Source organism: Acrocarpospora sp. B8E8, assembly GCF_039871605.1.
Taxonomy (GTDB): Bacteria; Actinomycetota; Actinomycetes; order Streptosporangiales; family Streptosporangiaceae; genus Acrocarpospora; species Acrocarpospora macrocephala.
The window spans coordinates 20,493-43,541 of sequence record NZ_JBDPLV010000086.1 but is presented as its reverse complement, the minus strand read 5'-3'; the positions used below and the strand labels follow the sequence as shown (position 1 = coordinate 43,541).

18 protein-coding genes are annotated in these 23,049 nt (G+C 68.4%); 10 read left to right on the top strand and 8 right to left on the bottom strand.

The features are described 5' to 3' along the window. Positions 1 to 402 precede the first annotated feature (402 nt). From ABGB08_RS47050 to ABGB08_RS47040, 3 genes are all read left to right on the top strand, one after another. Positions 403 to 3,828, top strand: coding sequence for an AAA family ATPase (locus ABGB08_RS47050; RefSeq protein ID WP_347604570.1), 3,426 nt, complete (start codon positions 403 to 405; stop codon positions 3,826 to 3,828). A gap of 92 nt (positions 3,829 to 3,920) precedes the next feature. Continuing rightward, the gene (gene ftsY / locus ABGB08_RS47045) at positions 3,921 to 5,066 is read left to right on the top strand and encodes a signal recognition particle-docking protein FtsY (protein ID WP_347604567.1); all 1,146 of its coding nucleotides are present in this window, start codon (positions 3,921 to 3,923) and stop codon (positions 5,064 to 5,066) included. A 269-nt stretch (positions 5,067 to 5,335) separates the two neighbouring features. Then, complete coding sequence (locus ABGB08_RS47040; RefSeq protein WP_347604564.1) at positions 5,336 to 7,138, top strand: tetratricopeptide repeat protein; 1,803 nt, start codon at positions 5,336 to 5,338, stop codon at positions 7,136 to 7,138. Here ABGB08_RS47040 and ABGB08_RS47035 read toward each other — a convergent pair. Then, positions 7,116 to 8,186, bottom strand: coding sequence for a PLP-dependent cysteine synthase family protein (locus ABGB08_RS47035; RefSeq protein ID WP_347604561.1), 1,071 nt, complete (start codon positions 8,184 to 8,186; stop codon positions 7,116 to 7,118). The two genes, ABGB08_RS47040 and ABGB08_RS47035, sit on opposite strands and share 23 nt — an antisense overlap. Positions 8,187 to 8,440: 254 nt before the next feature. Between ABGB08_RS47035 and ABGB08_RS47030 the strand changes: the two genes are divergently transcribed. Further along, positions 8,441 to 9,034 (top strand): sigma-70 family RNA polymerase sigma factor, encoded by a 594-nt coding sequence (locus ABGB08_RS47030; RefSeq protein ID WP_155346215.1) that lies wholly within the window; start codon positions 8,441 to 8,443, stop codon positions 9,032 to 9,034. A gap of 24 nt (positions 9,035 to 9,058) precedes the next feature. Here ABGB08_RS47030 and ABGB08_RS47025 read toward each other — a convergent pair whose 3' ends face one another. Next, complete coding sequence (locus ABGB08_RS47025; RefSeq protein WP_347604558.1) at positions 9,059 to 10,000, bottom strand: sensor histidine kinase; 942 nt, start codon at positions 9,998 to 10,000, stop codon at positions 9,059 to 9,061. 17 nt (positions 10,001 to 10,017) lie between these two features. After that, the gene (locus ABGB08_RS47020; RefSeq protein WP_347604555.1) at positions 10,018 to 10,842 is read right to left on the bottom strand and encodes a DMT family transporter; all 825 of its coding nucleotides are present in this window, start codon (positions 10,840 to 10,842) and stop codon (positions 10,018 to 10,020) included. A gap of 218 nt (positions 10,843 to 11,060) precedes the next feature. On the opposite strand from ABGB08_RS47020, the gene ABGB08_RS47015 reads away from it, so the two are divergent. From ABGB08_RS47015 to ABGB08_RS47005, 3 genes are all read left to right on the top strand, one after another. After that, positions 11,061 to 11,366, top strand: a complete 306-nt coding sequence (locus tag ABGB08_RS47015) for a hypothetical protein (RefSeq protein WP_347604552.1) — start codon at positions 11,061 to 11,063, stop codon at positions 11,364 to 11,366. A gap of 42 nt (positions 11,367 to 11,408) precedes the next feature. Next, complete coding sequence (locus ABGB08_RS47010; protein WP_347604549.1) at positions 11,409 to 12,215, top strand: polysaccharide deacetylase family protein; 807 nt, start codon at positions 11,409 to 11,411, stop codon at positions 12,213 to 12,215. A gap of 242 nt (positions 12,216 to 12,457) precedes the next feature. Beyond that, positions 12,458 to 13,189 carry a DUF2461 domain-containing protein gene (locus ABGB08_RS47005; RefSeq protein WP_347604546.1) on the top strand — a complete coding sequence of 244 codons (732 nt, stop codon included), beginning with the start codon at positions 12,458 to 12,460 and terminating at the stop codon, positions 13,187 to 13,189. Between the two features lie 175 nt (positions 13,190 to 13,364). Here the strand turns inward: ABGB08_RS47005 and ABGB08_RS47000 are convergent, their stop codons facing one another. Further along, positions 13,365 to 13,976: a superoxide dismutase family protein gene (locus ABGB08_RS47000; protein ID WP_347604543.1), complete on the bottom strand. Its 612-nt coding sequence runs from the start codon at positions 13,974 to 13,976 to the stop codon at positions 13,365 to 13,367. Between the two features lie 160 nt (positions 13,977 to 14,136). Next, a complete protein-coding gene (typA, locus tag ABGB08_RS46995; RefSeq protein WP_347604540.1) occupies positions 14,137 to 15,990 on the bottom strand; it encodes a translational GTPase TypA in 1,854 nt (617 codons plus the stop codon). A 208-nt stretch (positions 15,991 to 16,198) separates the two neighbouring features. On the opposite strand from typA, the gene ABGB08_RS46990 reads away from it, so the two are divergent. Further along, positions 16,199 to 16,987 carry an alpha/beta fold hydrolase gene (locus ABGB08_RS46990; protein ID WP_347604573.1) on the top strand — a complete coding sequence of 263 codons (789 nt, stop codon included), beginning with the start codon at positions 16,199 to 16,201 and terminating at the stop codon, positions 16,985 to 16,987. A 168-nt stretch (positions 16,988 to 17,155) separates the two neighbouring features. On the opposite strand, the gene ABGB08_RS46985 is transcribed toward ABGB08_RS46990, so the two are convergent. Continuing rightward, complete coding sequence (locus ABGB08_RS46985; protein ID WP_347604537.1) at positions 17,156 to 18,592, bottom strand: aldehyde dehydrogenase; 1,437 nt, start codon at positions 18,590 to 18,592, stop codon at positions 17,156 to 17,158. Positions 18,593 to 18,811: 219 nt separating this feature from the next. On the opposite strand from ABGB08_RS46985, the gene ABGB08_RS46980 reads away from it, so the two are divergent. After that, a complete protein-coding gene (locus tag ABGB08_RS46980; RefSeq protein ID WP_347604534.1) occupies positions 18,812 to 19,696 on the top strand; it encodes a hypothetical protein in 885 nt (294 codons plus the stop codon). Positions 19,697 to 19,717: 21 nt separating this feature from the next. On the opposite strand, the gene ABGB08_RS46975 is transcribed toward ABGB08_RS46980, so the two are convergent. Further along, positions 19,718 to 20,251 carry a hypothetical protein gene (locus ABGB08_RS46975; RefSeq protein WP_347604531.1) on the bottom strand — a complete coding sequence of 178 codons (534 nt, stop codon included), beginning with the start codon at positions 20,249 to 20,251 and terminating at the stop codon, positions 19,718 to 19,720. Between the two features lie 205 nt (positions 20,252 to 20,456). Here ABGB08_RS46975 and ABGB08_RS46970 point away from each other — a divergent pair, with 205 nt between their 5' ends. After that, positions 20,457 to 22,496 carry a hypothetical protein gene (locus ABGB08_RS46970; RefSeq protein WP_347604528.1) on the top strand — a complete coding sequence of 680 codons (2,040 nt, stop codon included), beginning with the start codon at positions 20,457 to 20,459 and terminating at the stop codon, positions 22,494 to 22,496. Here ABGB08_RS46970 and ABGB08_RS46965 read toward each other — a convergent pair. Beyond that, positions 22,483 to 22,959 carry a hypothetical protein gene (locus ABGB08_RS46965; protein WP_347604525.1) on the bottom strand — a complete coding sequence of 159 codons (477 nt, stop codon included), beginning with the start codon at positions 22,957 to 22,959 and terminating at the stop codon, positions 22,483 to 22,485. The two genes, ABGB08_RS46970 and ABGB08_RS46965, sit on opposite strands and share 14 nt — an antisense overlap. Positions 22,960 to 23,049 lie beyond the last annotated feature (90 nt).

Genomic DNA, 23,049 nt, shown 5'->3' with positions numbered 1-23,049 from the left:
GATCCCAGGGCATCCCGTTGGTTTGACGCCGGTGGGCGAAACATCCACGGCGTCGGCGGGGTCGGGCGGAGCCCGAAGGAAAACGAAAAGGCTGGGTGGGTGGGAGAACCACCTTGAGCCCGGTGGACATGGGCCGGGTGCAGGGGATGCCGCCTCACGGAACCTTGGGCACCCCGTTGGCTTCGGCACCGGTGGGCGAACATCCCCGGCGTTGGCGGGGTCGGGCGGAGCCCGAAGGAGAACGAAAGGGCTGGGTGGGTGGGAGAACCAATGTGCTGAGGTTGTTGATTCCGTTTGTCCCAGTCGCATGGGGGAAGTGGGTCGGCCGGGCGGAAGGCGCGGCTGATAGGACGGAAGACCGGTAGTCTTCCCCCAGAGCGGGGAGCAGGAGGGGGTCGTGAAGTGTACCTGAAGACCCTCACCCTGCGTGGGTTCAAGTCGTTCGCCTCCGCCACCGCCCTCCGGTTCGAGCCTGGCATCACCTGCGTGGTCGGCCCCAACGGTTCCGGCAAGTCCAACGTGGTGGACGCGCTGGCCTGGGTGATGGGCGAGCACAGCGCGAAGTCGTTGCGTGGCGGGAAGATGGAGGACGTGATCTTCGCGGGGACCTCGTCGCGGCCGCCGCTGGGGCGGGCCGAGGTCACGCTGACGATTGACAATACCGACGGTGCGCTGCCGATCGACTACACCGAGGTGACGATCAGCCGGTTGATGTTCCGGTCGGGGCAGAGCGAATACGCGATCAACGGGGACACCTGCCGACTGCTGGACATCCAGGAGCTCCTCTCGGACTCCGGCATCGGCCGCGAGATGCACGTGATCGTCGGCCAGGGCCAGCTGGACCAGGTCCTGCACGCGGGCCCCGAGGAGCGCCGGGCGTTCATCGAAGAGGCCGCGGGCGTGCTGAAGCACCGCAAGCGTAAGGAAAAAGCGCTCCGCAAGCTCGACGCCATGCAGGCCAACCTGACCCGGGTCCAGGACCTGGCCACCGAACTGCGCCGCCAGTTGAAGCCGTTGGGACGCCAGGCCGAGATCGCCCGTAAGGCCGCCGTGATCCAGGCCGACCTGCGCGACGCCCGGCTCCGGCTACTCGCCGACGATGTCGTGACTTTACGCGACACCCTCCAGCGCGAGGCCCAGGACGAGGCCGCCGTACAAGCCAGGCGGGCGCAGGTGGAACGGGAACACGCCGAGAGCCAGGAGCGCGAGGCCGCGCTGGAGACGGCCGCCAACGAGGCCCAGCCGAGGCTGACGGGCGCTCAGGAGACGTATTACCGGCTTTCCGCCCTGCGCGAGCGCCTGCGCGGAGTGGAGAGCCTGGCGGCCGAGCGGGAGCGGCACGCGGCCGACGCGGCGTCCATCGAACGTCGGGGCCGGGACCCGGAGGAGTTCGAGCGGGAGGCGGCCGAGGTCAGGGAGCAGGAGCGGGAGCTCCAGGAAGCCCTGGCGGAGGCTCAGGAGCGCCTCGCTGTCGCGGTGGAGACCCGGGGAGAGGCCGAGGAGTCGCTGGCCACCGAGGAGCGCAGGCTGGCCGCCATGGCCAGGGCCGCCGCCGACCGCCGGGAGGCGCTGGCGCGGTTGCGCGGCCAGGTGGATTCGGCCAGAAGCCGGGCGCGTGCCGCCGAAGAGGAGATCGGCCGCCTCGCCAAGTCCCTCGACGACGCCCGCAAGCGGGCCGAACAAGCCCAGGCCGACCACGACGCCCAGGAACTGAGCGAACCCGCGACCGACCCGGAACTGACCGCCGAGCTGGAATCCGCCCAGGCGGGGGTGGAACTGGCCAGAGCCCAGGTCGACGCCGCCCGCGACATCGTGGAGCAGGCGAAAGGCCAGGTCGAGGAGGCCAAGACCGCCGTCGCGGCCCCCCGCGCCGCCCTCGCCGCGGCCACCTCCCAGGTCGGTACGGCCCGCGCCGCCGACCAGGACGCACAACGCGCCATCAGCGCTCTGACCGCCCGCAGGGACGCCCTGGAACTCAGCCTCTCCGGCGACGGCGAGCTGGAATGGGTGACCGGCGAGCTGGCCGGGCCCCGGCGTTCGGTCCTGCTGGCCAAGGACGTGCCCACGGCGGAACGGTTGCTGGCCAACCGCCCCGACCTGGCCGCCGTGATGGGCTCGGACGCGATGTTCGGCGCGCTCACCGGCACCGGCTCGGCCGACAACTCGACCTGGCAGGTCAGGGCCGCCCTGGAGCAGGCAGTCGCCGACCTCAGCGCGGCCCATGCCACCGCGGCCGAACACGCGTCCTCCCTGGAGGAGGCCGTCGAGGCCGAAGCCGAAGCCCGGGAGGCCGTGGAAGCCGCGCAGGGCCGGGTGAACGAGGCGCAGACCGGGGTCACCGTCGCCCAGAACGGGGTCAACTCGGCGCGGAGCGGGCTGGACGCGGCGCAGGCCGTACTCGATCGGGTGCGGGGGCGGCAGCGGGACGCGGATCAGCGGCTGGCGGACGCGGCCAAGCAGCTGGCGCGGCTGGAGGCCGCGGTGAAGGCCGCGCGGGACGAGGGCGAGCGGCTGGCGTCAGCCGTGCAGGGGGCTGAGGAGGCCCGGGAGGTGGCGCGGGCCGGGATCGCCGAGCTGGAGGAGCGGCTGGCCGAGGAGGAGTACGCGGACGAGCTGGAGGCCGAGCCGACCACCGAACTGCGCGACGAGCTGGCCGCGGCCTGCGGGGTCACCCGGCAGGCCGAGATGGAGGCCAGGCTGACCGTGCGGACGGCAGAGGAGCGGGTGCGGGGGATCGCGGGCCGGGCCGACGGCCTGCTGCGCGCGGCCCGCCGGGAACGCGAGGACCGGGCCAGGGCGGCGGCGCAGCGGGAGCGCAGGCGGATCCAGGCCAAGGTGGCCGCGGCGGTGGTCAAGGGCGCCCAGACGGCGCTGGGCGCGCTGGAGACCTCGCTGGCGCGGGCCGCCGCCGAGCGGGACGAGGCGGAGACGGTACGGGAGGCCGTGGACGCCGAGCTGAAGATGGTCAGGGTCCGGGTCAGGGAGCTTGGGGTCGAGCTGGACAAACTGGTCAACCGGGTGCACGGCAGCGAGATGGCCAGGACCGAGCAGCGCCTGCGGCTGGAGCAGCTGCAGGAGCGCGCCATGGACGAGTACGGCGTCGAGACCGACGCCCTCATCGCCGAATACGGGCCGACGGTGCCGGTTCCGGGCGAGCCCCCGGTTCCGTATGTCCGTGCCGAGCAGGAGAAACGCGCTCGGGCCGCCGACAAGCAGATGACCCAGCTGGGCAAGGTCAACCCGCTCGCGCTGGAGGAGTTCGCGGCGCTGGAGGAGCGTCACACGTTCCTGACCTCGCAGCTGGAGGACCTCAAGAAGACCAGGCGCGACCTGCTGCTGGTGGTCAAGGAGGTGGACGACCGGGTCGAGCAGGTGTTCACCGCCGCCTACGACGACGTGCAGCGCGAGTTCTCGCAGATCTTCGAGCGGGTCTTCCCCGGCGGCGAGGGCAGGCTGCTGCTGACCGACCCCAGCGACATGCTCACCACCGGCGTCGAGGTCGAGGCCCGCCCGCCCGGCAAGAAGGTGAAGCGCCTCTCCCTGCTCTCCGGCGGCGAACGCTCCCTGACCGCCGTCGCGTTCCTGATCTCCATCTTCAAAGCCCGCCCGTCCCCGTTCTACGTGATGGACGAGGTCGAGGCCGCCCTCGACGACACCAACACCCAGCGCCTGCTGACCCTCTTCGAGGAGCTCCGGCAGAGCTCCCAGCTCATCGTGATCACCCACCAGAAGCGCACGATGGAGATCGCCGACGCGCTCTACGGCGTATCGATGCGCGGCGACGGCGTAACCCAGGTGGTCAGCCAGCGGCTACGCGAGCACGCCTGACCTTGGGTGCCAGATAACGCGCGGCCAAGCCCGCCGTGCCGGAGGCGCGGCCATAGACGCAGCCCCCGGTGTTATCTGGAAAACTGACCGTTGTGGATGGTTACCTGGTCATCACCATTGTCGTGATCCTGGCCGCCTTGCTGGTGGCCGGTGGTCTTTTCTTCATGTACCGGCCGAAGGGCAAGGCTCTTCCCCCCGTGGACACGCCGCTGGTGGGAGGCGGGGCGGAGGAGGAATCGGGCGGCACCGCGACGGCGACGCTGGCGCCGCCGGTGGAGGAGCTGGTCAAGCCGCCGGAGATCGAGGTCCCGCCGCCGTCGGCGGGCCGGATGGTCCGGTTGCGTGCCCGGCTGGCCCGCTCGCAGAGCACGCTCGGCAAGGGCCTGCTCGACCTGCTCTCCCGGGACCGCCTGGACGACGACGTCTGGGACGAGATCGAGGAGACCCTGATCACCGCCGATGTGGGGGTGGCGCCCACCCGGGCCATGGTGGACGAGCTCAGGACCAAGGTGAAGGTGCTCGGCACGCGCAGTCCGGCGGAGGTGCGCGGGCTGCTCAGGGAGCAGCTGCTCGCCCAGATCAACCCGGGCCTGGACCGCACGCTGCACACCTCCGCGCCGGGCGAGCGCCCGGCCGTGCTGCTGGTGGTGGGCGTGAACGGCACCGGCAAGACCACCACGACCGGCAAGCTGGCCCGCGCCCTGATCGGCGACGGCAAGACGGTGGTGCTGGGCGCGGCCGACACGTTCCGGGCCGCCGCCGCCGACCAGCTGCAGACCTGGGGCGACCGGGTGGGCGCGGCCGTGGTGCGCGGCCCGGAAGGCGGCGACCCGGCCTCGGTCGCGTTCGACGCGGTGGCCCGCGGCATGGCCGACAAGGTGGACGTGGTGATCGTGGACACCGCCGGCCGCCTGCACACCAAGACCGGCCTGATGGACGAGCTCGGCAAGGTCAAGCGGGTCATCGAGAAGAAGGCCCAGGTCGACGAGGTGCTGCTGGTGCTGGACGCGACCACGGGCCAGAACGGCATGCGCCAGGCCCAGGTGTTCGCCGAGGTGGTGAACATCACCGGCATCGCGCTCACCAAGCTGGACGGCACCGCGAAGGGCGGCATCGTCATCTCGGTCCAGCGGGAGCTGGGCGTTCCGGTCAAGCTGGCCGGCCTCGGCGAGGGCCCCGACGATCTGGCCCCGTTCGACCCCGAAGTCTTCGTGGACGCACTTCTGGGAGAGGCGTGACCGAAGCTTCTGGGTGACTGAATAGCTAATTAAGTGCATTTATCGGGAAATGTCTATTACCGGCCAAAGTATTGTTAATTCCTTGGCGGTTGTGTTGACATTGGCGAGTCCCGAAACCATCTGGAAGGCCGTTTGATGAAGAAGGTCATCGTGCACAAGCCAGGTCCAGTCAAGCTGTCCGGCAGCGCCAGCGCCAAGCACCTTCCTTGATCGATCAGTGGGGCCGGAGCCGCGGGGTTCCGGTCCTCACCGGTGAGGGGAGTCGGACGATGCGCCATCTTTGGGTGCGGGGAAGCCGCTGGAACGGGGAAAAAGACCTGCCGCGCCTTTTGCTCGCGCCCATTGACGCGCATCGTTCCGGCGGCCCTTACACGGTGGCGGCGACGCTGCTCGCCGTCCTGGTGCCGGAGGCGCGGCCGGAACTGGTGGCGCGGCACGACATCGAGATCCGGGCGGCCGCGCCGCACCTGCGCGAACGGGTCCCCGCCCGGCGGCTCACCCTGGCCACGCAGGTCCCGGAAGCGGAGCGCATCCTGGTGCCCGCCCCGCGCCGCACACTCCGGCTGGCCAACGGAATCGCCGAGTTCATCCGCGACCACCTGGCCGGAGCCGGTCCGGTCGCGCTGGTCGTGGAGAACGTGCACGAGGCCGACCACACCGACAGCGAGCTGCTCGGCGTGCTGCTCCGGCGGCTCGACCCCGCCGTGCTGACCGTCGTGGTGTGCACGCCGGTGGCCGAACCGCCGCTGGCCGCCGCCCTGCCCCTGCACGTGGAGAGCGTGCCCGGCGCCGGCGGGCCGTCCGCGCACACCTGGCCGGCCCTCACCCCCGACCTGGTACGGCGCTACGTCGCCGAAGGCTTCCACCACGCCGCCGCCGAGGCCGGAACCCGGGCACTCGAACGCGCCCACGTGGACACCGAGGACTGGTGGACCCTGCTCCACCGCACGGCGGGCGCCCTGGCCGCCACCGACCGCGAGGACGACGCCCGCGCCCTCTTCGACCTGGCCCGCCGGGAGAGCACCGACCCGGTCAACCGCGCCACGGCCGCGTACGCCACCGCGATGCTCCTGACCCGCCACCACGACCCCGAGAAACGGGACATCGAGGAGGCCAGAGCCTGGATCAACGAGGCCGTCACGATCACCCGGCTGCTTCCCGACCGGCGGAGCCGCGCTTTCCACCTGGGCTTCGACCTGAACGGCAAGGCCCTGATCGAGACCCGGCTGGGCCGCCACCGCTCGGCCCTGCGCCTGGTCCAGGAGGCGATCGAGCTGGCCGACCGGGACCTCGAACCAGGCGAGCACGCGATCCACCGCCTGGTCCTGCGCGCGAACCGGGCGCAGCTGACCGTGCTGCTCGGCGACCCGGCCGCCGCCCTGGCCGACCTGGACGCGGTGATCGAGGCCGACCCCGGCTACCCCGACTACTACATCGACCGCGGCAACCTGCTCTACCGGCTGGGCCGGTCCGCGGACGCGGTCGCCGACTACGAGACCGCGATGCGGGTCGGGCCGCCGTTCCCCGAGGCCCACTACAACCGGGCCGAGATCCGCTTCGCCGACGGGGACCACGCGGGCGCGCTGGCCGACCTGGACTACGCGATCGAGCTGGACCCCGGCTTCGTGGACGCGTACGCCAACCGGGCCGGGCTGCTGGTGGCGATCGGCGAGTACGACCGGGCCAGGGCCGACGCGCGGCTGGGTCTGGCGCTGAACCCGCGCAACGCGTACCTGCTGTGCGCGCTCGGGCAGGCGGAGGCGGCCACCGCGCGGTACGCGGAGGCCCGCAAAGCCTACGACGCGGCCGTCTTCCACGATCCCGGGCTCGCCGCGGGCTGGGCCAGCCGGGGCGAGCTGGCCTTCGAGCTGGGCGACCCGGAGGGCGCGATCGCCGATCTCACCCGGGCGATCGAGCTGGCCGACGACGCCGCGCTGCGCTTCAACCGGGCGATCGCGCTGCGGTCGGTCGGCCAGCCCGAGCGTGCCCAGGCCGACCTGCTGCGGGCGGCCGAGCTGGACCCCGCCGACGAGGACGTGCGCGAGGCCCTCAGGACGCCAGAAAAGCCCTGAATTCGACCAGGTACGGCGCGATGTCGATCCGCCTGCCGGCCAGCCAGTCGTCGCTGCCGTAGGTGCCCCGGTAGCGCTCGCCGCCGTCGCAGATGAGCGTGACCACGCTGCCCCGCTCCCCGGCCGCCCGCATCTCCCTGATGATCTGTACGGCGGCCGCCATATTGGTCCCCGTCGATCCGCCCACGTCACGATGGGTGACCTCACGGGTCCACCGCATGGCGGCGATCGACATCGCGTCCGGCACCTGGGTCATGCGGTCGATCACGGTCGGCAGGAAGGACGGCTCCACCCGGGGGCGGCCGATGCCCTCGATGCGGGAGCCGCGGGCCGTCCCGTCCTGGCCGGAGACCCAGGACGGGAAGAAGGCCGAGCCGTCGGGGTCGGCGACGCAGAGCTTGGTCTGGTGGCGGCGGTAGCGGATGTAGCGGCCGATGGTGGCCGAGGTGCCGCCGGTGCCCGCGCCGACCACGATCCAGGCGGGCTCCGGGTGCCGTTCCAGGGCCAGCTGATCGAAGATCGACTCGGCGATGTTGTTGTTGCCACGCCAGTCGGTGGCCCGCTCGGCGTAGGTGAACTGGTCCATGTAGTGGCCGCCGGTCTCGGCCGCCAGCCGGGCCGACTCTTCGTAGATCTTTCCGGGGTCGTCGACCAGGTGGCACTTGCCGCCGTAGAACTCGATGATGTCGCGTTTCTCCGGCGACGTGGTGGCCGGCATGACCGCGATGAACGGCAGGCCGAGCAGGCGGGCGAAATACGCCTCGCTCACCGCGGTGGAGCCGCTGGAGGCTTCGATGATCGTGGTCTGCGGGCCGATCCAGCCGTTGGCCAGGCCGTAGAGGAACAGAGAGCGGGCGAGTCGATGTTTGAGTGAACCGGTTGGGTGCACCGATTCGTCTTTCAGGTAGAGGTCCACTCCCCAGTGCGCGGGAAGGGGGAAGACGTGCAGGTGGGTGTCGCAACTGCGGTTGGCGTCGGCTTCCACGGCCCGGATGGCTTCGGCCGCCCACGCGCGCGTCACCGGGTCGTGCCGGTCCAGGTGTTTCATGGGAGTCACTGTAACGAGTGCCATACGCCACACTTTCTTCCGGAACGAGGCGAGAGTGTTATGATAATGAGACTTGTCCGGCAGGCGGGTGATCAAGCCATTGCCGTCCCGGTGCTCCCGTCTGAACCCCTCTGGCCGGCTAACACCCCGCTTACGGGCCACCTGACACGATGACGATGACCACGACGGTTCGCCATAACCGCATGGGTCCGTTCCGGAGGGGCAGCGGGGGAGAGAGTTCCAGGGGGGATGACATGATCTCGATGAGCGATGAGCAGCGTCAGGCCTGGTTCGAGCGCGACGTGGTGCCCGTGACCAGCCAGTTGTACGCATCGGCCATGCGTCTCACCCGCAACCCCGCCGACGCGGAGGACCTTGTCCAGGAGACGGTGACCAAGGCGTTCACGTCCTACCACCAGTTCCGGGAGGGCACGAACCTGAAGGCGTGGCTGCACCGGATCCTCACCAACAACTTCATCAACGACTACCGCAAGAAGCAGCGCTCGCCCAAACTGTCGGCCGCCGAGGAGATCGAGGACTGGCAGCTGGCCGCCGCCGAGTCGCATATGTCGACCGGGCTGAAGTCGGCGGAGACCGAGGCGCTGGAGTCCCTGCCGGACAACGTCGTGATGAACGCGCTCCGGTCGCTGCCGGAGGACTTCCGGGTCGCGGTGTATCTCGCCGACGTGGAAGGCTTCGCGTACAAGGAGATCGCCGACCGGATGGGCACGCCGATCGGGACGGTGATGTCGCGGCTGCATCGCGGGCGGCGGCAGCTGCGCGGCATGCTGGAGGAGTACGCCCGGGAGGAGGGCGTCGTCCGGGAGTCGGAAAGCGTAGCCGCATAAGCCGAAATTTCGGCTGAAAGCGGCTTAAAGGGTCATACGCATGTGAAGGCGGACGCAGGACTTCCCGTCCAGCGTTCTGACCTCCATGACGTCGCAGAGTTGGCGGCTGATCCACAGGCCGTAACCCCGCAGCGATTCCTGTTCCGGTGGGATATATCCCGGAAAAGGCACTTCGATCCCGGCGTCCGGGTTGGTGATCTCGCAGATCAGCTCGTCCCCGGCCCGCCACACCGCCACGCGCCCGTGCCCCGCCCCGTGCTCGACCGCGTTCGCGGCGATCTCGGCCGCGGCCAGCACCAGCGAGGTCACCTCGTCCCGCTCCAGCCCCGCCGCGTACGCCTGGTCCCGGACGAACGCCCGCATGCGCCGCACCCCGGGCAGATCGAAGTCCAGCCCTTCGGCCTCCGCCGGAGGCGACTCGAACGCCGGTTGCTCCCAGTTCATCCGCTCCGGCGGGAGGTACGGCTCGCTCGCCCGGATCACCTCGCCGTCCAGATACCAGGGATGGCTGCGGAACACCTCCTCGCCCGGGTCCCGGTAGACGCAGAGCATCGTCGTCTGGATCCCGGCGAACGCCACGTTCGCGATCGCCTCGATCCTGGCCCACTCGGCCGCGTCCCTGGCCGAGCGCCAGACCGGTTCGCAGATCATCCTGGCCGGGCCGTTCCGCCGGGCGAAGTCGAGGTAGGCGGCCATGGTCCGGGCCGGATGGCCGTACCAGTCCTGGCTCAGCCCCAGCTCGACCCGGGCGGCGTCGGTGCCGAGCGCGGCCCGTACCAGCTCGAGGTTCTCTTCCGGGCCGAGCAGGATGGTGCGTTCCCCTCGGCGCAGCCCGTCCAGCAGGGCGGGCAGGACCGTTTTCAGGTATTCCTCACCAGAGCCATACGCCACAGCTACGTGCGCGAACGGCTCGGAGACGAGAGGGGCCCGCTCGACCTGCACGGGGACGAACGTAACAAGCTCCAACGTCTCATGACAATGCACTAGGAAGCCGCAATCAACGCGATTGCCCCCAATGCGCAGCCAACTCCCGCAATTTGCGTGGAACTCAGCCGTTCTCCGAGCACATATCGGGCCAGCAGCAACGTGCTCGCCGGGTACAACGACACCAGCACGGTCACCAAGATCAGCATGCCCCGCTGCGCGGCCAGCAGGAACAGCACGTTGGCCCCCATGTCCAGCACCCCGGCCGCGATCGTCACCCGCCACGACCCGGCGGCCGGGCGCATGCTCCGCCGCGTCGCCACCGCCAGCGCCGCCACCAGCGCGATCGACGCGATCCGCGCCCCCACCAGCGGCCACAGCCCGGCGTCGGAGGGCGCCAGCTTCAACAGGATGAAGAACCCGCCGAACCCGGCCCCGGAGGCGAGCGCGTTCAGCACCGGGCCCAGCGTCAGCCCGCCGGAGCCGCCGGGCTCCCTGCTCACCAGCATCACCGCGAGCAGCCCGAGCACCACCCCGCTCAGCGCCGGCACGGACGGCCGCTCGCCCGCGAGCAACCCGAACAGCACGGGGACGGCCATCGCCGTGGTGGCCGTGATCGGCGCGACCACCGACATCTTGCCCATCGCCAGGCCGCGGTAGAACAGCACGATCCCCAGCCCGCCGGCCACCCCGGAGGCCATGCCCCACAGCAGCGCGCCCGAACTGGCGATCCCCGGCAGGAACGGCATCAGCGCCAGAACCAGGACCATGCCCCCCAGCTGGGAGCACACCACGACGGCCAGCACCCGGGATCGGCGGGTCGCGAGCCCGCCGAAGAAATCGGCGGTGCCGAAGATCACCGCACACGCCGTCGCGAGCGCCACAGCCGTCACGCTAACCCCCCGTAATTGTGAAGCGAACCCCAATACCTTACAAAAGGGCATGAAAGCTCATCGACCGACCCGACAACCACTCAGAAGCCGGATAAGGCTGCGAAGTCACGCGGTGGAGTCCCATGATTACCCCATGAGCATGCGCGGGGTGGCCCGATGCTGGGTACATCCCTCCTTGTGCGCGTCGCTATGTCAGTTGGGGGTGGCCAGTGAGTGAGTCTCGCGCCGCCGTGGAGAAACTCCGGGCCGAACTGACCAACGTCGGAGTGGACGATGCGTACGAGATCGGCGATGACGCTACGCTCTCGGTTTGGATCGGCCTTGTCGTGAGCTACCGTGACGGCTTCTTCCGCTGGCAGGAAGGCGCGGTGAAACGCCGCCACCTGGGTACGGATCCGGTTGGATGCGCCATCAGAGTGGCCCGACGGTATGCCGAGTTGCAGGCCGACGTGCCGCCCTGGTGGGAGGACTTGGCCAAGGTCTTACGGGGGGACACGGCCGAGGACTATCCCTAGTCCCCGCCTGCCTCGGGGGGAAGAATGCGGCTGGGACTTGTGTTGCTCATTGCGGTTACCGGCTGTAGTGGTGCCGTTACCAATGCGGTCGCTCCGGGGAAACTGGCGTCCCTGCCCGCCCTGCCGCCCCCCGTCCATGATCCGGCGACGCTGGCGCGGCAGCTGGCCTCGATCCAGCCGGGGTGGCCGGCGCCACGCTTTCCGGTCGCGCCGCAGTCCCGCGGCATCGACTGCCACAAGCTCAAGTGCGTCGCGCTCACCTTCGACGACGGGCCCGGCGACCAGACCGGCGTGGTCCTGGACCGGCTCGCCGAGCATGGCGCCAAGGCCACCTTCTACATCGTCGGCCGGATGGTCTCCGAGAAGACCGCCGGGCTGCTGCAGCGCATGGTCACTGAGGGTCACGAGCTGGGGAACCACTCTTGGGACCACCCGGCGCTGCCCTCGCTGTCGGAGGCCGCCCTCAAGGAGCAACTGGTCAGGACGCAGCTCGCGGTGGGCAGGTACACCGGGGTGCGGATGCGGACGATGCGCCCGCCGTATGGGGCGACCAGTCCCGGGGTGGCGGCGATGACCCGGCGGTACGGCATGGCCCAGATCCTGTGGGGTCTCGACACCATGGACTGGCGGGATCGTAACGCCGAACTGGTGGCGAAACGCTGCCTCAAGGCCAAACCCGGCGATGTCATCCTCATGCACGACATCCACTCCTCCACCGTCCAGGCGGTGCCCAAGCTGCTCGACCTGCTGGACGCGAAGGGTTTCACCTACGTCACGATCACCGAGCTGTTCGGCGAGACGACCCCGGGCAAGGAGTACTTCCACCTGCGAAAGGAACGCCCGACGTAACGGTGGTTCTCCCACCCACCCAGCCCTTTGTTTTTCCTCGGGCTCCGCCCGACCCCGCCATCGCCGTGGTCGCCCCGTGGGAAACCACGGCGACGACGAGGGCGGGCGGAGCCCGAAGGAACAGGGGCTGGGTGGGTGGGAGAACCACCGGGCCTTCAAGCGCGTCCTTCAGCGGATCGGGCGGGGGCGGGCGGAGCCCGGACAGAGCAAGAGGGCTGGGTGGGTGGGAGAACCACTGCGCCATGACAAGTCGCTCCCTCCACGGGCACGACAGCTTTGGCGTGGTGGTTCTCTCTCGGGTTCCGCCCGGGGTTCCGCCCGCCCGCGCCATCACCGATACGGTGGAGGGCATGGTGTTCAGTGGGATTCCGGATGAGGCGTTCATGTTCTACGAGGGATTGGAGGTGGATAACTCCAAGTCCTACTGGAATGCCAACAAACAGGTGTACGACACGATGGTCAAAGCGCCTGTGGCTGCGATGCTGGACGAGTTGGCTGACGAGTTTGGAACGCCGCACCTGTTCCGGCCGTACCGAGACGTCCGATTTTCAAAGGATAAAACGCCATATAAGGACCATCAGGGTGGCTACATCCAGATTCTCGATGGGGTGGGGTATTATCTGCATATCGGTGCGGATGGGCTTTATGTGGCGGGTGGTTGGTGGTCCCAGGGGGAGATGACCAATCGATTCCGGGCCGCTCTTGAGGATGACGCCATCGGGTCCGAACTGGAAAAGATCGTCGACGGGCTGCGCTCGGATTTCAGGATCTCCGGAGACCGGCTCAAGACCCGTCCCCGCGGCGTTCCCGAAGATCACCCCCGCCTGGACCTGCTCCGCCACAAGTCCCTCTACGCCGCCCGGCAGTACGAACCGGAACCCTGGGTCCACACCCCCGAGGCCCTCGACCGGGTCCGCCAGACCTGGCGGACCCTCACACCATTGGTCGATTGGTTGCGGGTTAGACTCAGCTGACCCATATGCCCCGTACCGTTCAGCTCAGCACGTACTGAAACACGACAGCGACCACAGCGATGATCGCCCAGGCGCAGAACAGCGCCACGTAGAAACTTGCACTCACGATTTTCATCGTCAGCCCCCTTCCTCTGCCATTGAGCGTGCGGCACGGGGATTGCAAATGACTTGAGCCCTACTTGGGCGCTTTGATCGGCTTAATAGCGCCGCAGGCGACACGCGGTCCCGAGTCACCCGTTTTGAGGGTGGCCTCGTCCGGGCCCTTGGGCGCGTACCGGTCGGGGATATTGGCGAAGTTGTCCGGCAGGGCGTGCACGATCACCGCGCTGCCGTCGGCGTCGGAGAGCTGGGCCGCCCGGAACCGGTCGGTGATGAACGAGGCCGACCCGGTGCCGTCCTGGCGGACCAGCAGCGGCGGCATGTCGCCGGAGTGCGAGGGATGGCTCTGCCCGCCGGGAGCGAGGTCGAGATGCCCGCCCGCGCTGAAGAACGGCGACACCTGCCCGGTCGCCGGATCGACGGACTTCGGATCGCAGACGCCGACGGCGTGGATGTGAAAGCCGTGGTATCCGGGGGCGAGGTGGTGGACCTTGACGGTGACCCGGGATCGGGTCCCGTCCTTGCGTACCACGGCGAGCGTGCCGATCTGGGTGCCCTGCACATCCCGGATGGCGACGCGCACCGGCTTGTCGCGCTGGGACGCCTGCGCCATCGTGGCCACCCCGGCCACGCCCAAGCCGATGGCGATCGTGGCGGTCAGGACGATATTCGTGACGCGCTGGCTCATAACTGTTGCTCTCCTCCGTCTGCGCTGGTGTCTCCTCTGTCGCACACGACAGCGCGAACGGTTCGCCGCCACGACGGGAACCCGAGCCCAGGGTTCCAACTTCCGGCCGGAAGAAAAGCGAAACGCCCGCCCCAACCGGGACGGGCGTTCCGAAGCGACCTCAGTTAGCGCGCTTGGCCCTGGCCGCCGAGCGGGCGCGGGTGGAGGCGTCCAGCACGACCTTGCGGATCCGGACCGTCTCCGGCGTGATCTCCACGCACTCGTCGTCCCGGATGAACTCCAGCGCCTGCTCCAGCGACAGCTGGCGCGGCGGGATCAGCGTCTCGGTCACATCGGCCGTGGAGGAGCGCATGTTGGTGAGCTTCTTCTCCTTGGTGATGTTCACATCCATGTCGTCGGAGCGCGAGTTCTCCCCGACGATCATCCCTTCGTACACCTCGGTGGTCGGGCCGACGAACAGGATGCCGCGCTCCTGCAGGTTGGTCATCGCGAACGCGGTGACCGGACCCGAGCGGTCGGCCACCAGCGAGCCGTTGCCCCGGGTGCGCAGCTCCCCGAACCACGGCTCGTAGGCGTCGAAGACGTGGTGCACCAGACCGGTGCCCCGGGTCTCGGTCAGGAACTCGGTCCGGAAGCCGATCAGGCCGCGGGCCGGGACCACGAACTCCATCCGGATCCAGCCGGTGCCGTGGTTGGTCATGTGCTCCATCCGGCCCTTGCGGACCGCCAGCAGCTGGGTGACCGCGCCCAGATACTCCTCCGGGCAGTCCACGGTGAGGCGCTCGACGGGCTCGTGCCGCTTGCCGTCGATCTCCTTGGTGACCACCTGCGGCTTGCCGACGGTCAGCTCGTAGCCCTCCCGGCGCATCTGCTCGACCAGGATGGCCAGCGCCAGCTCGCCGCGGCCCTGCACCTCCCAGGTGTCCGGGCGCTCGGTCGGCAGGATGCGCAGCGACACGTTGCCGACCAGCTCCCGGTCCAGCCGGTCCTTGACCATCCGGGCGGTGACCTTGGAGCCCTTGACCCGGCCGACCAGCGGCGAGGTGTTGGTGCCGACGGTCATGGAGATGGCCGGCTCGTCCACCGTGATCAGCGGCAGCGGGCGCGGGTCCTCCGGGTCGGCCAGGGTCTCGCCGATCATGATCTCCGGGATGCCGGCGATGGCGATGATGTCGCCGGGGCCCGCCTGCTCGGCCGGCTTGCGCTCCAGCGCGTCGGTCATCAGCAGCTCGGTGATCTTCACCCGCTGGATGGTGCCGTCGGTGCGGCACCAGGCCACCTGCTGGCCCTTCTTGATCGTGCCGTGGTGCACCCGGCAGAGCGCGATCCGGCCCAGGTAGCTGGAGGCGTCCAGGTTGGTGACGTGGGCCTGCAGCGGCGCGGACGGGTCGTAGGTGGGGGCCGGGATGGTCTTGTAGATCGTCTCGAAGAGCGGCTCGAGGTCATCGGAGTCGGGCATGCCGCCGTCCTCGGGCCGGTTCAGCGAGGCGCGGCCGGCCTTGGCCGAGGCATACACGATCGGGAAGTCGATCTGCTCCTCGGTGGCGTCCAGATCGATGAAGAGCTCGTAGACCTCGTCCACGACCTCCTTGATCCGGGCGTCGGGCCGGTCCACCTTGTTGATGCACAGGATGACCGGCATCTTCCCCTCGAACGCCTTGCGCAGCACGAAGCGGGTCTGCGGCAGCGGGCCCTCGGAGGCGTCCACCAGCAGCACCACGCCGTCCACCATGGACAGGCCGCGCTCGACCTCGCCGCCGAAGTCGGCGTGGCCGGGCGTGTCGATGATGTTGAGGGTGCGGCCGCCGTGCTTGACGGCCGTGTTCTTCGCGAGAATGGTGATCCCCTTCTCGCGCTCTAGGTCGTTGGAGTCCATGACACGCTCGTCGACGTCCTGGTTGGCGCGGAACGCCCCGGACTGCCAGAGCATGGCGTCCACCAGCGTGGTCTTGCCATGGTCGACGTGCGCGATGATCGCGAGGTTCCGCAGGTCGTCGCGGCTGTTCAAAGGCATAGTGGAGTCTCGCTCTGGTTCGTCGGGGCTGTCGTCCGCGTCCCGGACTTTGCGGCGAGACGCTCCTGCCGCGAGAGTGCGGCCTTCCCATTTTAGTTGATCCGTGTTACCACGATGCGCCCGGGAAACCCTGACCTCCACTGGACGCTGCATATAACCAGCCATCCGTAACCTTGGGAGGGTGGTGATCGCACCTGTTTACGGCGCCATGCTGCGCACCTCCGACGGGGTCAGAATCGACGCCGGGCACCTGCCCGGCCCGATGGGGAACACCGGCGAGCTGGGCATCGTGCTCGCCCACGGTTTCACCGGCTCGTGGCGCTCGCCGGCCACCCGCCGCATCGCCGCCGTCCTGGCCAGGTACGGCGGGGTGCTGGCCATCGACTTCCGCGGCCACGGCCGCTCCTCGGGCCTGTCCACCGTCGGTGACCTGGAGGTCCTCGACCTGGACGCCGCCGTACGGCATGCCCGCACCGCCTACCGGCGTGTCGTCACCGTGGGCTTCTCCATGGGCGCGGCGGTGGCCCTGCGGCACGCCGCGCTGCACGGCGGGGTGGACGCGGTGGTCGCGGTGAGCGGCCCGGCCCGCTGGTACTACCGGGGCACCAGGCCGATGCGCCAGGTGCACTGGGCGATCGAGCACCCGGCCGGCCGGCTCGCGGCCCGGCTGGCCAAACGCACCAGGATCGCGGTCGGCCGCTGGGATCCGATCCCGCTGGCGCCGTACGAGGCCGTGGCCATGATCGCGCCTACGCCGCTGCTGATCGTGCACGGGGACGCGGACACGTTTTTCCCGCTGGAACACCCCAACCAGCTCTTCGAGGCCGCCCAGCACCCCAAGGAGCTCTGGATCGAGCGGGGTTACGGACACGCGGAGTCGGCCGCTACGCCAGATCTGATCCGCCGAATTGGTCGGTGGCTTGGCCGCGCCTGTGTCTGGACTGAGGAACGCAGGGGAGCGAAGCGACCCGGAGTGACGAGGGAAGACACAGGCTGAAGGCGGCCAAGCCCGCCGATCCGGAGTATCGGCCATAAACACAGTGCGAACCAAAATGGAATAACGGGCGTCTACCACAGAGGGATGTAATTCGCCCAGCGTCGCGGGGGCGCGCTGGGCGTCCTTCCGGTCCGGTACGGGTTCCCGTACCGGACCGGACAGGAACCCCTAACCGAGGCGCGCGATGCTCTTGTACTCCAGGTAGGCCGCCAGGCCCTCGGGGCCGAGTTCGCGGCCGAGACCGCTGGCCTTGTAGCCGCCGAACGGCGTGCTCGGCTCCATAGTGTTCATCATGTTGACGCCATATGTTCCCGCGCGCACCCGGCGGGCCACGTCCATGCCGTGGTCGGCGTCGGCGGTCCAGACGCTGCCGGACAGGCCGTAGTCGCTGTCGTTGGCGATCCGGACGGCGTCGGCCTCGTCGTCGTACGGGATCACGGTGAGGACCGGGCCGAAGATCTCCTCGCGGGCGATGCGCATGTCGTTGGCGGCGTTGGCGAAGACGGTGGGGGAGACGTACCAGCCGCGGTCGAAGGGGCGGTCCAGGCCGCCGACGACGGTTTTGGCACCCTCGTCGAGGCCGATCCTGATGTAGTTCTCGACGCGTTCCTGCTGGCGTTTGGCCACCATCGGGCCGATCGCGGTGGCCGGGTCGCCGGGGTCGCCGACGGTCTGGCCGGTCACCATTTCGGCCACCGCCTGGACGACCTCGTCGTACCGGCTGTGGGAGGCCAGGATGCGGGTCTGGGCGACGCAGGCCTGACCGCTGTTGAGCAGGGAGGCGATGGACAGGAAGCCCATCGCCGAGGGCAGGTCGCAGTCGTCCAGGATGATCGCGGCGGACTTGCCGCCGAGTTCGAGGCTGCAGCGTTTGAGCTGCTCGCCGCAGATCGCGCCGATCCGGCGGCCGGCGGCGGTGGAGCCGGTGAAGGCGACCTTGTCCACGCCGGGGTGGGCGACCAGGTGCTCCCCGGCCTCCCGGCCGGCCGCGACGATGCTGACGACGCCGTCGGGGATCCCGGCTTCCTTGATCATCTCGCCGAGCAGGTAGCCGTCCAGCGGGGTCTCCGGCGCGGGCTTGATCACCACCGTGCAGCCCGCGATGAGCGCGGGGGCCAGCTTGGTCATGATGACGAACTGCGGGACGTTCCACGGCACGATGGCGGCCACCACGCCGACCGGCTCGCGGCGCACGGTGACCGGGCCGAACATGCCGGGGCGCTGGTCCTCGACCTCGAAGGTCTGGCCCAGCTGGGCGAAGTACTGCAGCATGCCGAGCGGCTGCGGCGCCTGGGCGAGCTGCGAGAACGTGATCGGGCTGCCCATCTCCAGGGTGATGATGTCGGCGATCTCGGCCTGGCGGGCGGCGTACACCTCGGCCAGCCTGGCGACCACGGCGGCGCGCTCCGGCATGGTCATCCGCGGCCAGGGGCCGTGGTCGAATGCCGTGCGGGCGGCGGCCACCGCGCGGTCCATGTCCGCCGGGGTGCCGTCCGGGACCCGGGCGATGATCTCCTCGGTGTGCGGGGAGACGACGTCGATCGTCCCGGTGCTCGCGGGGGCCATCCAGTCGCCCCCGATGAACAGCGTGTCGTGCTGGAGCATTGCTCTGCCTCCCGCGGCTGCCTGAACGAGTGCTTGCTTGGATAGTCTTCTCGCTCGCGTCGGCCCCGACAACCCCCCAGACCGAACCATGTTCTGGCCGCACCGGCGGGGTTCCAAATTGGTAGATACTTCGTCAAAGGCGCACGAGTTCCCCCGTTCCGGTGGCAGTGACCAAGATCAGCTTCTATAGTTTCGGTCCGTCTGGGAGGGGAGGTTGGGTTGCGACGCTGGTCGGGCTCTGCGCTTATCGCGGTCGGCCTGTTCGGCATGTTCGCGCTGCCTTCGTCCGTGACCGCGGAACCGGACCGGCAGGCCCAGCTGCGCAAGCTCACCAAGGACGCGGCCGCGCTGGCCAAGGCGTACCGCGGGGAGATCGCCAGCCTGGACGACACCCGCAAGGCCGCCGAGCGGGCCGACGCGCGGGTCAAGAAGCTCAAGGCCGACCTGATCACGGCCGAGCAGAAGGTCGCGCAGTTCGCGCAGACCACCTACATGGGCGGCGGGTTCGACAGCGCGCAGATCTTCAGCATGCAGTCGGACCTGAGCTCGGTGGCCACCCTGGCCTACCTCAACGACTCCAAGACCGAGCGGCTCAACAACGTCACCCGGCTGATCGCCGAGCAGAAGAAGGCCGCCAAAGCCGCCGACCAGCGGGTGGATCAGCTCAAGAAGGACATCAAGGAGCTGCAGGGCAAGCAGCGCGAGGTCGAGAAGCTGCTGGCCAAGTTCGGCTTCCAGACCCCCGACGCCGGGACCGGGCTCACTTCGCGCATGGTCTCCATCCGCAATCTGATCATGCAGAACTTCCCGATGCCGTTCGGCGTCGGCTGCTTCCGGGCGGGCGACTCCGGCGAGCACGGCAAGGGCCGGGCCTGCGACTTCATGATCAGCACAGGTGGCCGGATGCCGGACGCCTCCGCCAAGGCCCGCGGCGACGCGCTGGCCCAGTGGTGCGTGGCCAACGGGCGGCGGCTCGGGATCATGTACATCATCTGGCAGCAGAAGTACTACGACATCCGGACCGGGGCCGCGCCCAAGATGATGGCCAACCGGGGCAGCAACACGGCCAACCACTACGACCACGTGCACGTGTCGGTGCTCTGATCTGCTGGTTGAGTTTGGGTCCTAAAATGGATGGCCGTAGAAAGAATTACGCGGACGCGGAGTTTGCAACCAGAGGCACTGGGTCTCGCCTCGTACGAAGTACGTGCCGTTTGCCGTCGACTCCAGCAGAATGACCGTCTTCGTGGGCTCGTTTTCCAGGCGGAATGTCGTGTCTGAGCTATCGGTGATGTCGTAGTCGGCGATACTGAACATAGCGCCTAACATTCTGTTGTTCAGAAGGTCGGGTGGGCGCTTCGGATCGGAATCCAGACCGGTGGCGGCGAAGGTGCGTTTGAATTTGTCGTTCCCGCAGGGAATGTCGCTACCGCCAGGGTCGGTGACCTGGACGTTTCGCGCGAACACCTCGTCGAAAAGCGTAAGAATGTGCGTCTTGAGGGCTGCGCCCGCTTCGGCTGCCGTTGGGTCCGGTTCCTTTTCACCCTCGACTGAGACCAGCGCGGGCAGCACGATCAGCATGAGCGCCAGGAGTGCCGCGCTGAGCCGCAGGAGAGGGTTACGGTTGTAACGGAGAAAGCTACGGTTGTAACGCAGCATCGACTACCCTCCAAAGAACTGGCCGTCTGAGCGCCATCTCATATCCAGCGGGTCTCGCTTCTTAGCGTGTGCGTCGCCATCAGGCAGGCGTTCTACCAATGATCAGCTTGGCCAAGCGGCTCCATACGATCGTGAGGTATAAGAGCCTCAGACCAATGTGTCACTAAACCTTCACGCCCGACCGCAGGTCGCCGATGATGGACGCATGGCAGAGAAGCCCTCTGTTCCACCGGGGACCGGACCGCTCGCGCCGGAGTTCTCCGGGATCGACCCGGCGTTGATGAACAGCTTCATCACTGAGTTGGAACGGGCTGGTCAGGTCATCGCCGAGCAGGCCGAGAACATCCGCCGGGAACTGGCCGCTGTCGACCTGCCCGCGGCGGGGCTCGCGCCGATCCGGGAGATCGGTGGCTGGGCTGAACAGCAGCTGCCCCGGCTGCGGCAACGGGTGGCGGCCATCACCGCTCCCGTGCCCGGACTCCTCGGCATCATGTCCAGTCCCGGCCTGCGACCGTATCGGGAAGCGTCGCTGCTGACTCCCGCCGAAGCGCAGCGCCTGGGCACCGACCTGGGCAGGCGATTTGGGGCCATCAATCCAGATGAGTTCAGTTTGGTCGGACCGTATGCCTCCGACCGGATAGCTGCGGTCCTCGACGAGCTGGAGGCACATCAGCATGATGCGGTCTTCACCGCCGCGTTCTTCGCCGCTCTAGGCCCGGCCGGGACCCGTAAGGTGCTCCCGGCGTTGTGGCGTCTGCCGGAGGAGGATCGGCCAGAGGCCCGGCGCGCGCTTGGTACGGCTTTCGCCACCGCGGTCAGCGGCGGGGCGAAGGTTCCCAGGTTCGCAGCAGTGATCAAAGCCGTGGAGGACATCAAGGCGGAAGACGCCGAGGGCATGGAGGCGCTCGCCACCCTGCTCAGCCATGGCAACTACCCGGATGTATGGCTGGCCGAACTCGTCACACCCGCGCTGCGGCCCGACAGCCGGATCAGCGGCCCAACGCTGGCGGGGTTGTTCAACGCGCTGGGGAACAACCCGGCCGCGGCTCGCCTGGCGATCGGCCGAGCAGCCCGCTTGAGCCCTCTCCCTTCCCCGCCGGCGCTTCCCCTACCTTCTCTCGGCCTGCTTCCGCCAACCCCGGAGGCATGGGACAAACGGCCCGAACTGGCCGCGTTCCTCAAAGGGCTCAACGAGCGAGTGAAGAGGTTTCCCGAGGAGTCGGACGCCTTCGGGCGGCTGCTGGCCGCGGCCTCCGGCGCCTATGACGAGCGCGACGGCGAACACAGCCAGGAAGCGGTGTTGTTCGCCTACACCGTGATGACCACGGCGGATGAGTGGCAGTTGAACGACGCGACCCGGATCCATCTAGCCGAGGTCGCGGGCTCGTACGCCACGGAGATCACCATGGGCGCCAACCTCAATGACGCCGACCTGGCCAAGGACAGCGCTATGCAGGTCGCTCCGGGCCTGTTCGAGTGGACGCCGATCCCGGGAGTGCGTGGTGCTTTCCGGCTGAGTCCCGAAGACACCTTCCGCTTCATGACCACCTTCGCCGGTGACGCCGACGCACGACTCCGGTTCGACGAAGGCATGGGTGAGTTCGTCAACAGAGTTCTTCCTCGTGCTTCAAGCGCCGTGCAGAGCAGCGGAAAGGTTGGTCCGTTGAGCAGTTTGTTCACGGCCCTGGGCAACGTTCGGGGAACTGAGCTGGCGGCTGCGGTGAGAGTGCTCGACCCCGAGGACAAGCGAGCAGAGGACGCCGAGGCCGCGGAGAGTTTCCTCGCGGGTGGCGCCTTGGCGGTTCTTGGGCTGGTCCACCCCTTGTCCGCCATTCCCAGGGCTTGGACTGCGTTATCTACCGGGGCCTCCGCCTACTACACGTACGGTCGCGATCCGGAGGAGAAAGCGGAGAAACTCCTGGAGTCGGACGAGGCGGAGGCGTTGGGGCGTCGCCACGACACGGCTCAGCTCCTGATGAAGCAGGGATTCGCTCCTCAGACGGCCCCAACAGGAATCATTGCTGACTCCACTGGTAGCCTCCGTCCGTTCAAAGATATTCTGCAGCAGGGTGATGCGGGCGTGAAGGCTTTTGATCAATGGATGGCCGACAACGGCCTTGGGAAAGGTAACATCCTTTCTCTGGGAGAACTGGCCGCACAACGAGCTGGCGACTATGACGGAGGCAAGGGGGAAGCCTATAAACGTAGAAGGAATTATATGAACGCGGAACTCACGACCGACTGAGGCACTGAGTCTCGCCCCGCACGGAGAACGTACCCTTTGCGGTGGACTCCAGCAGAATGACCGTCTTCGTGGCCTCGTTCGCCATGCGGATTACCGCGCCTGAGCTATCGGTGATGTCGTAGTCAGCGACTACGTCCATAGCGCTCAACATTCTGACGTTCAGCGAGTACGGCGTCGACTCCGTATCGGAATCCAGACCGGTGACGGCGAAGGTCCGTTTGCTTTTGTCGTTCCCGCAGGCAATGTCCTTGCCTCCAGGGTCGATGATCTGAACGTTTTGTGCGAACACCTCGTCGAGGAGCTGCAGGATGTGCGTCTTGAGGGCCGCGCCCGCCTCGGTCGCTGTGGGTTCCGGTTCCCGCTGCCCGCCGTTGATCACGACCAGCGCGATCACCGCGACCAGAACGGCAGCCAGGAGCGTCGCGCCGAGTCGCAGGTAAAGGCTTCGGTTGGAACGGAGCATTGGATATCCTCCAAAGGAGCTGGCCGTCTGAGCGCACCATCTCATATGGTCCGGGAGACCGCGCAAGCTGTTCCAGGGAGAATGGGGAAA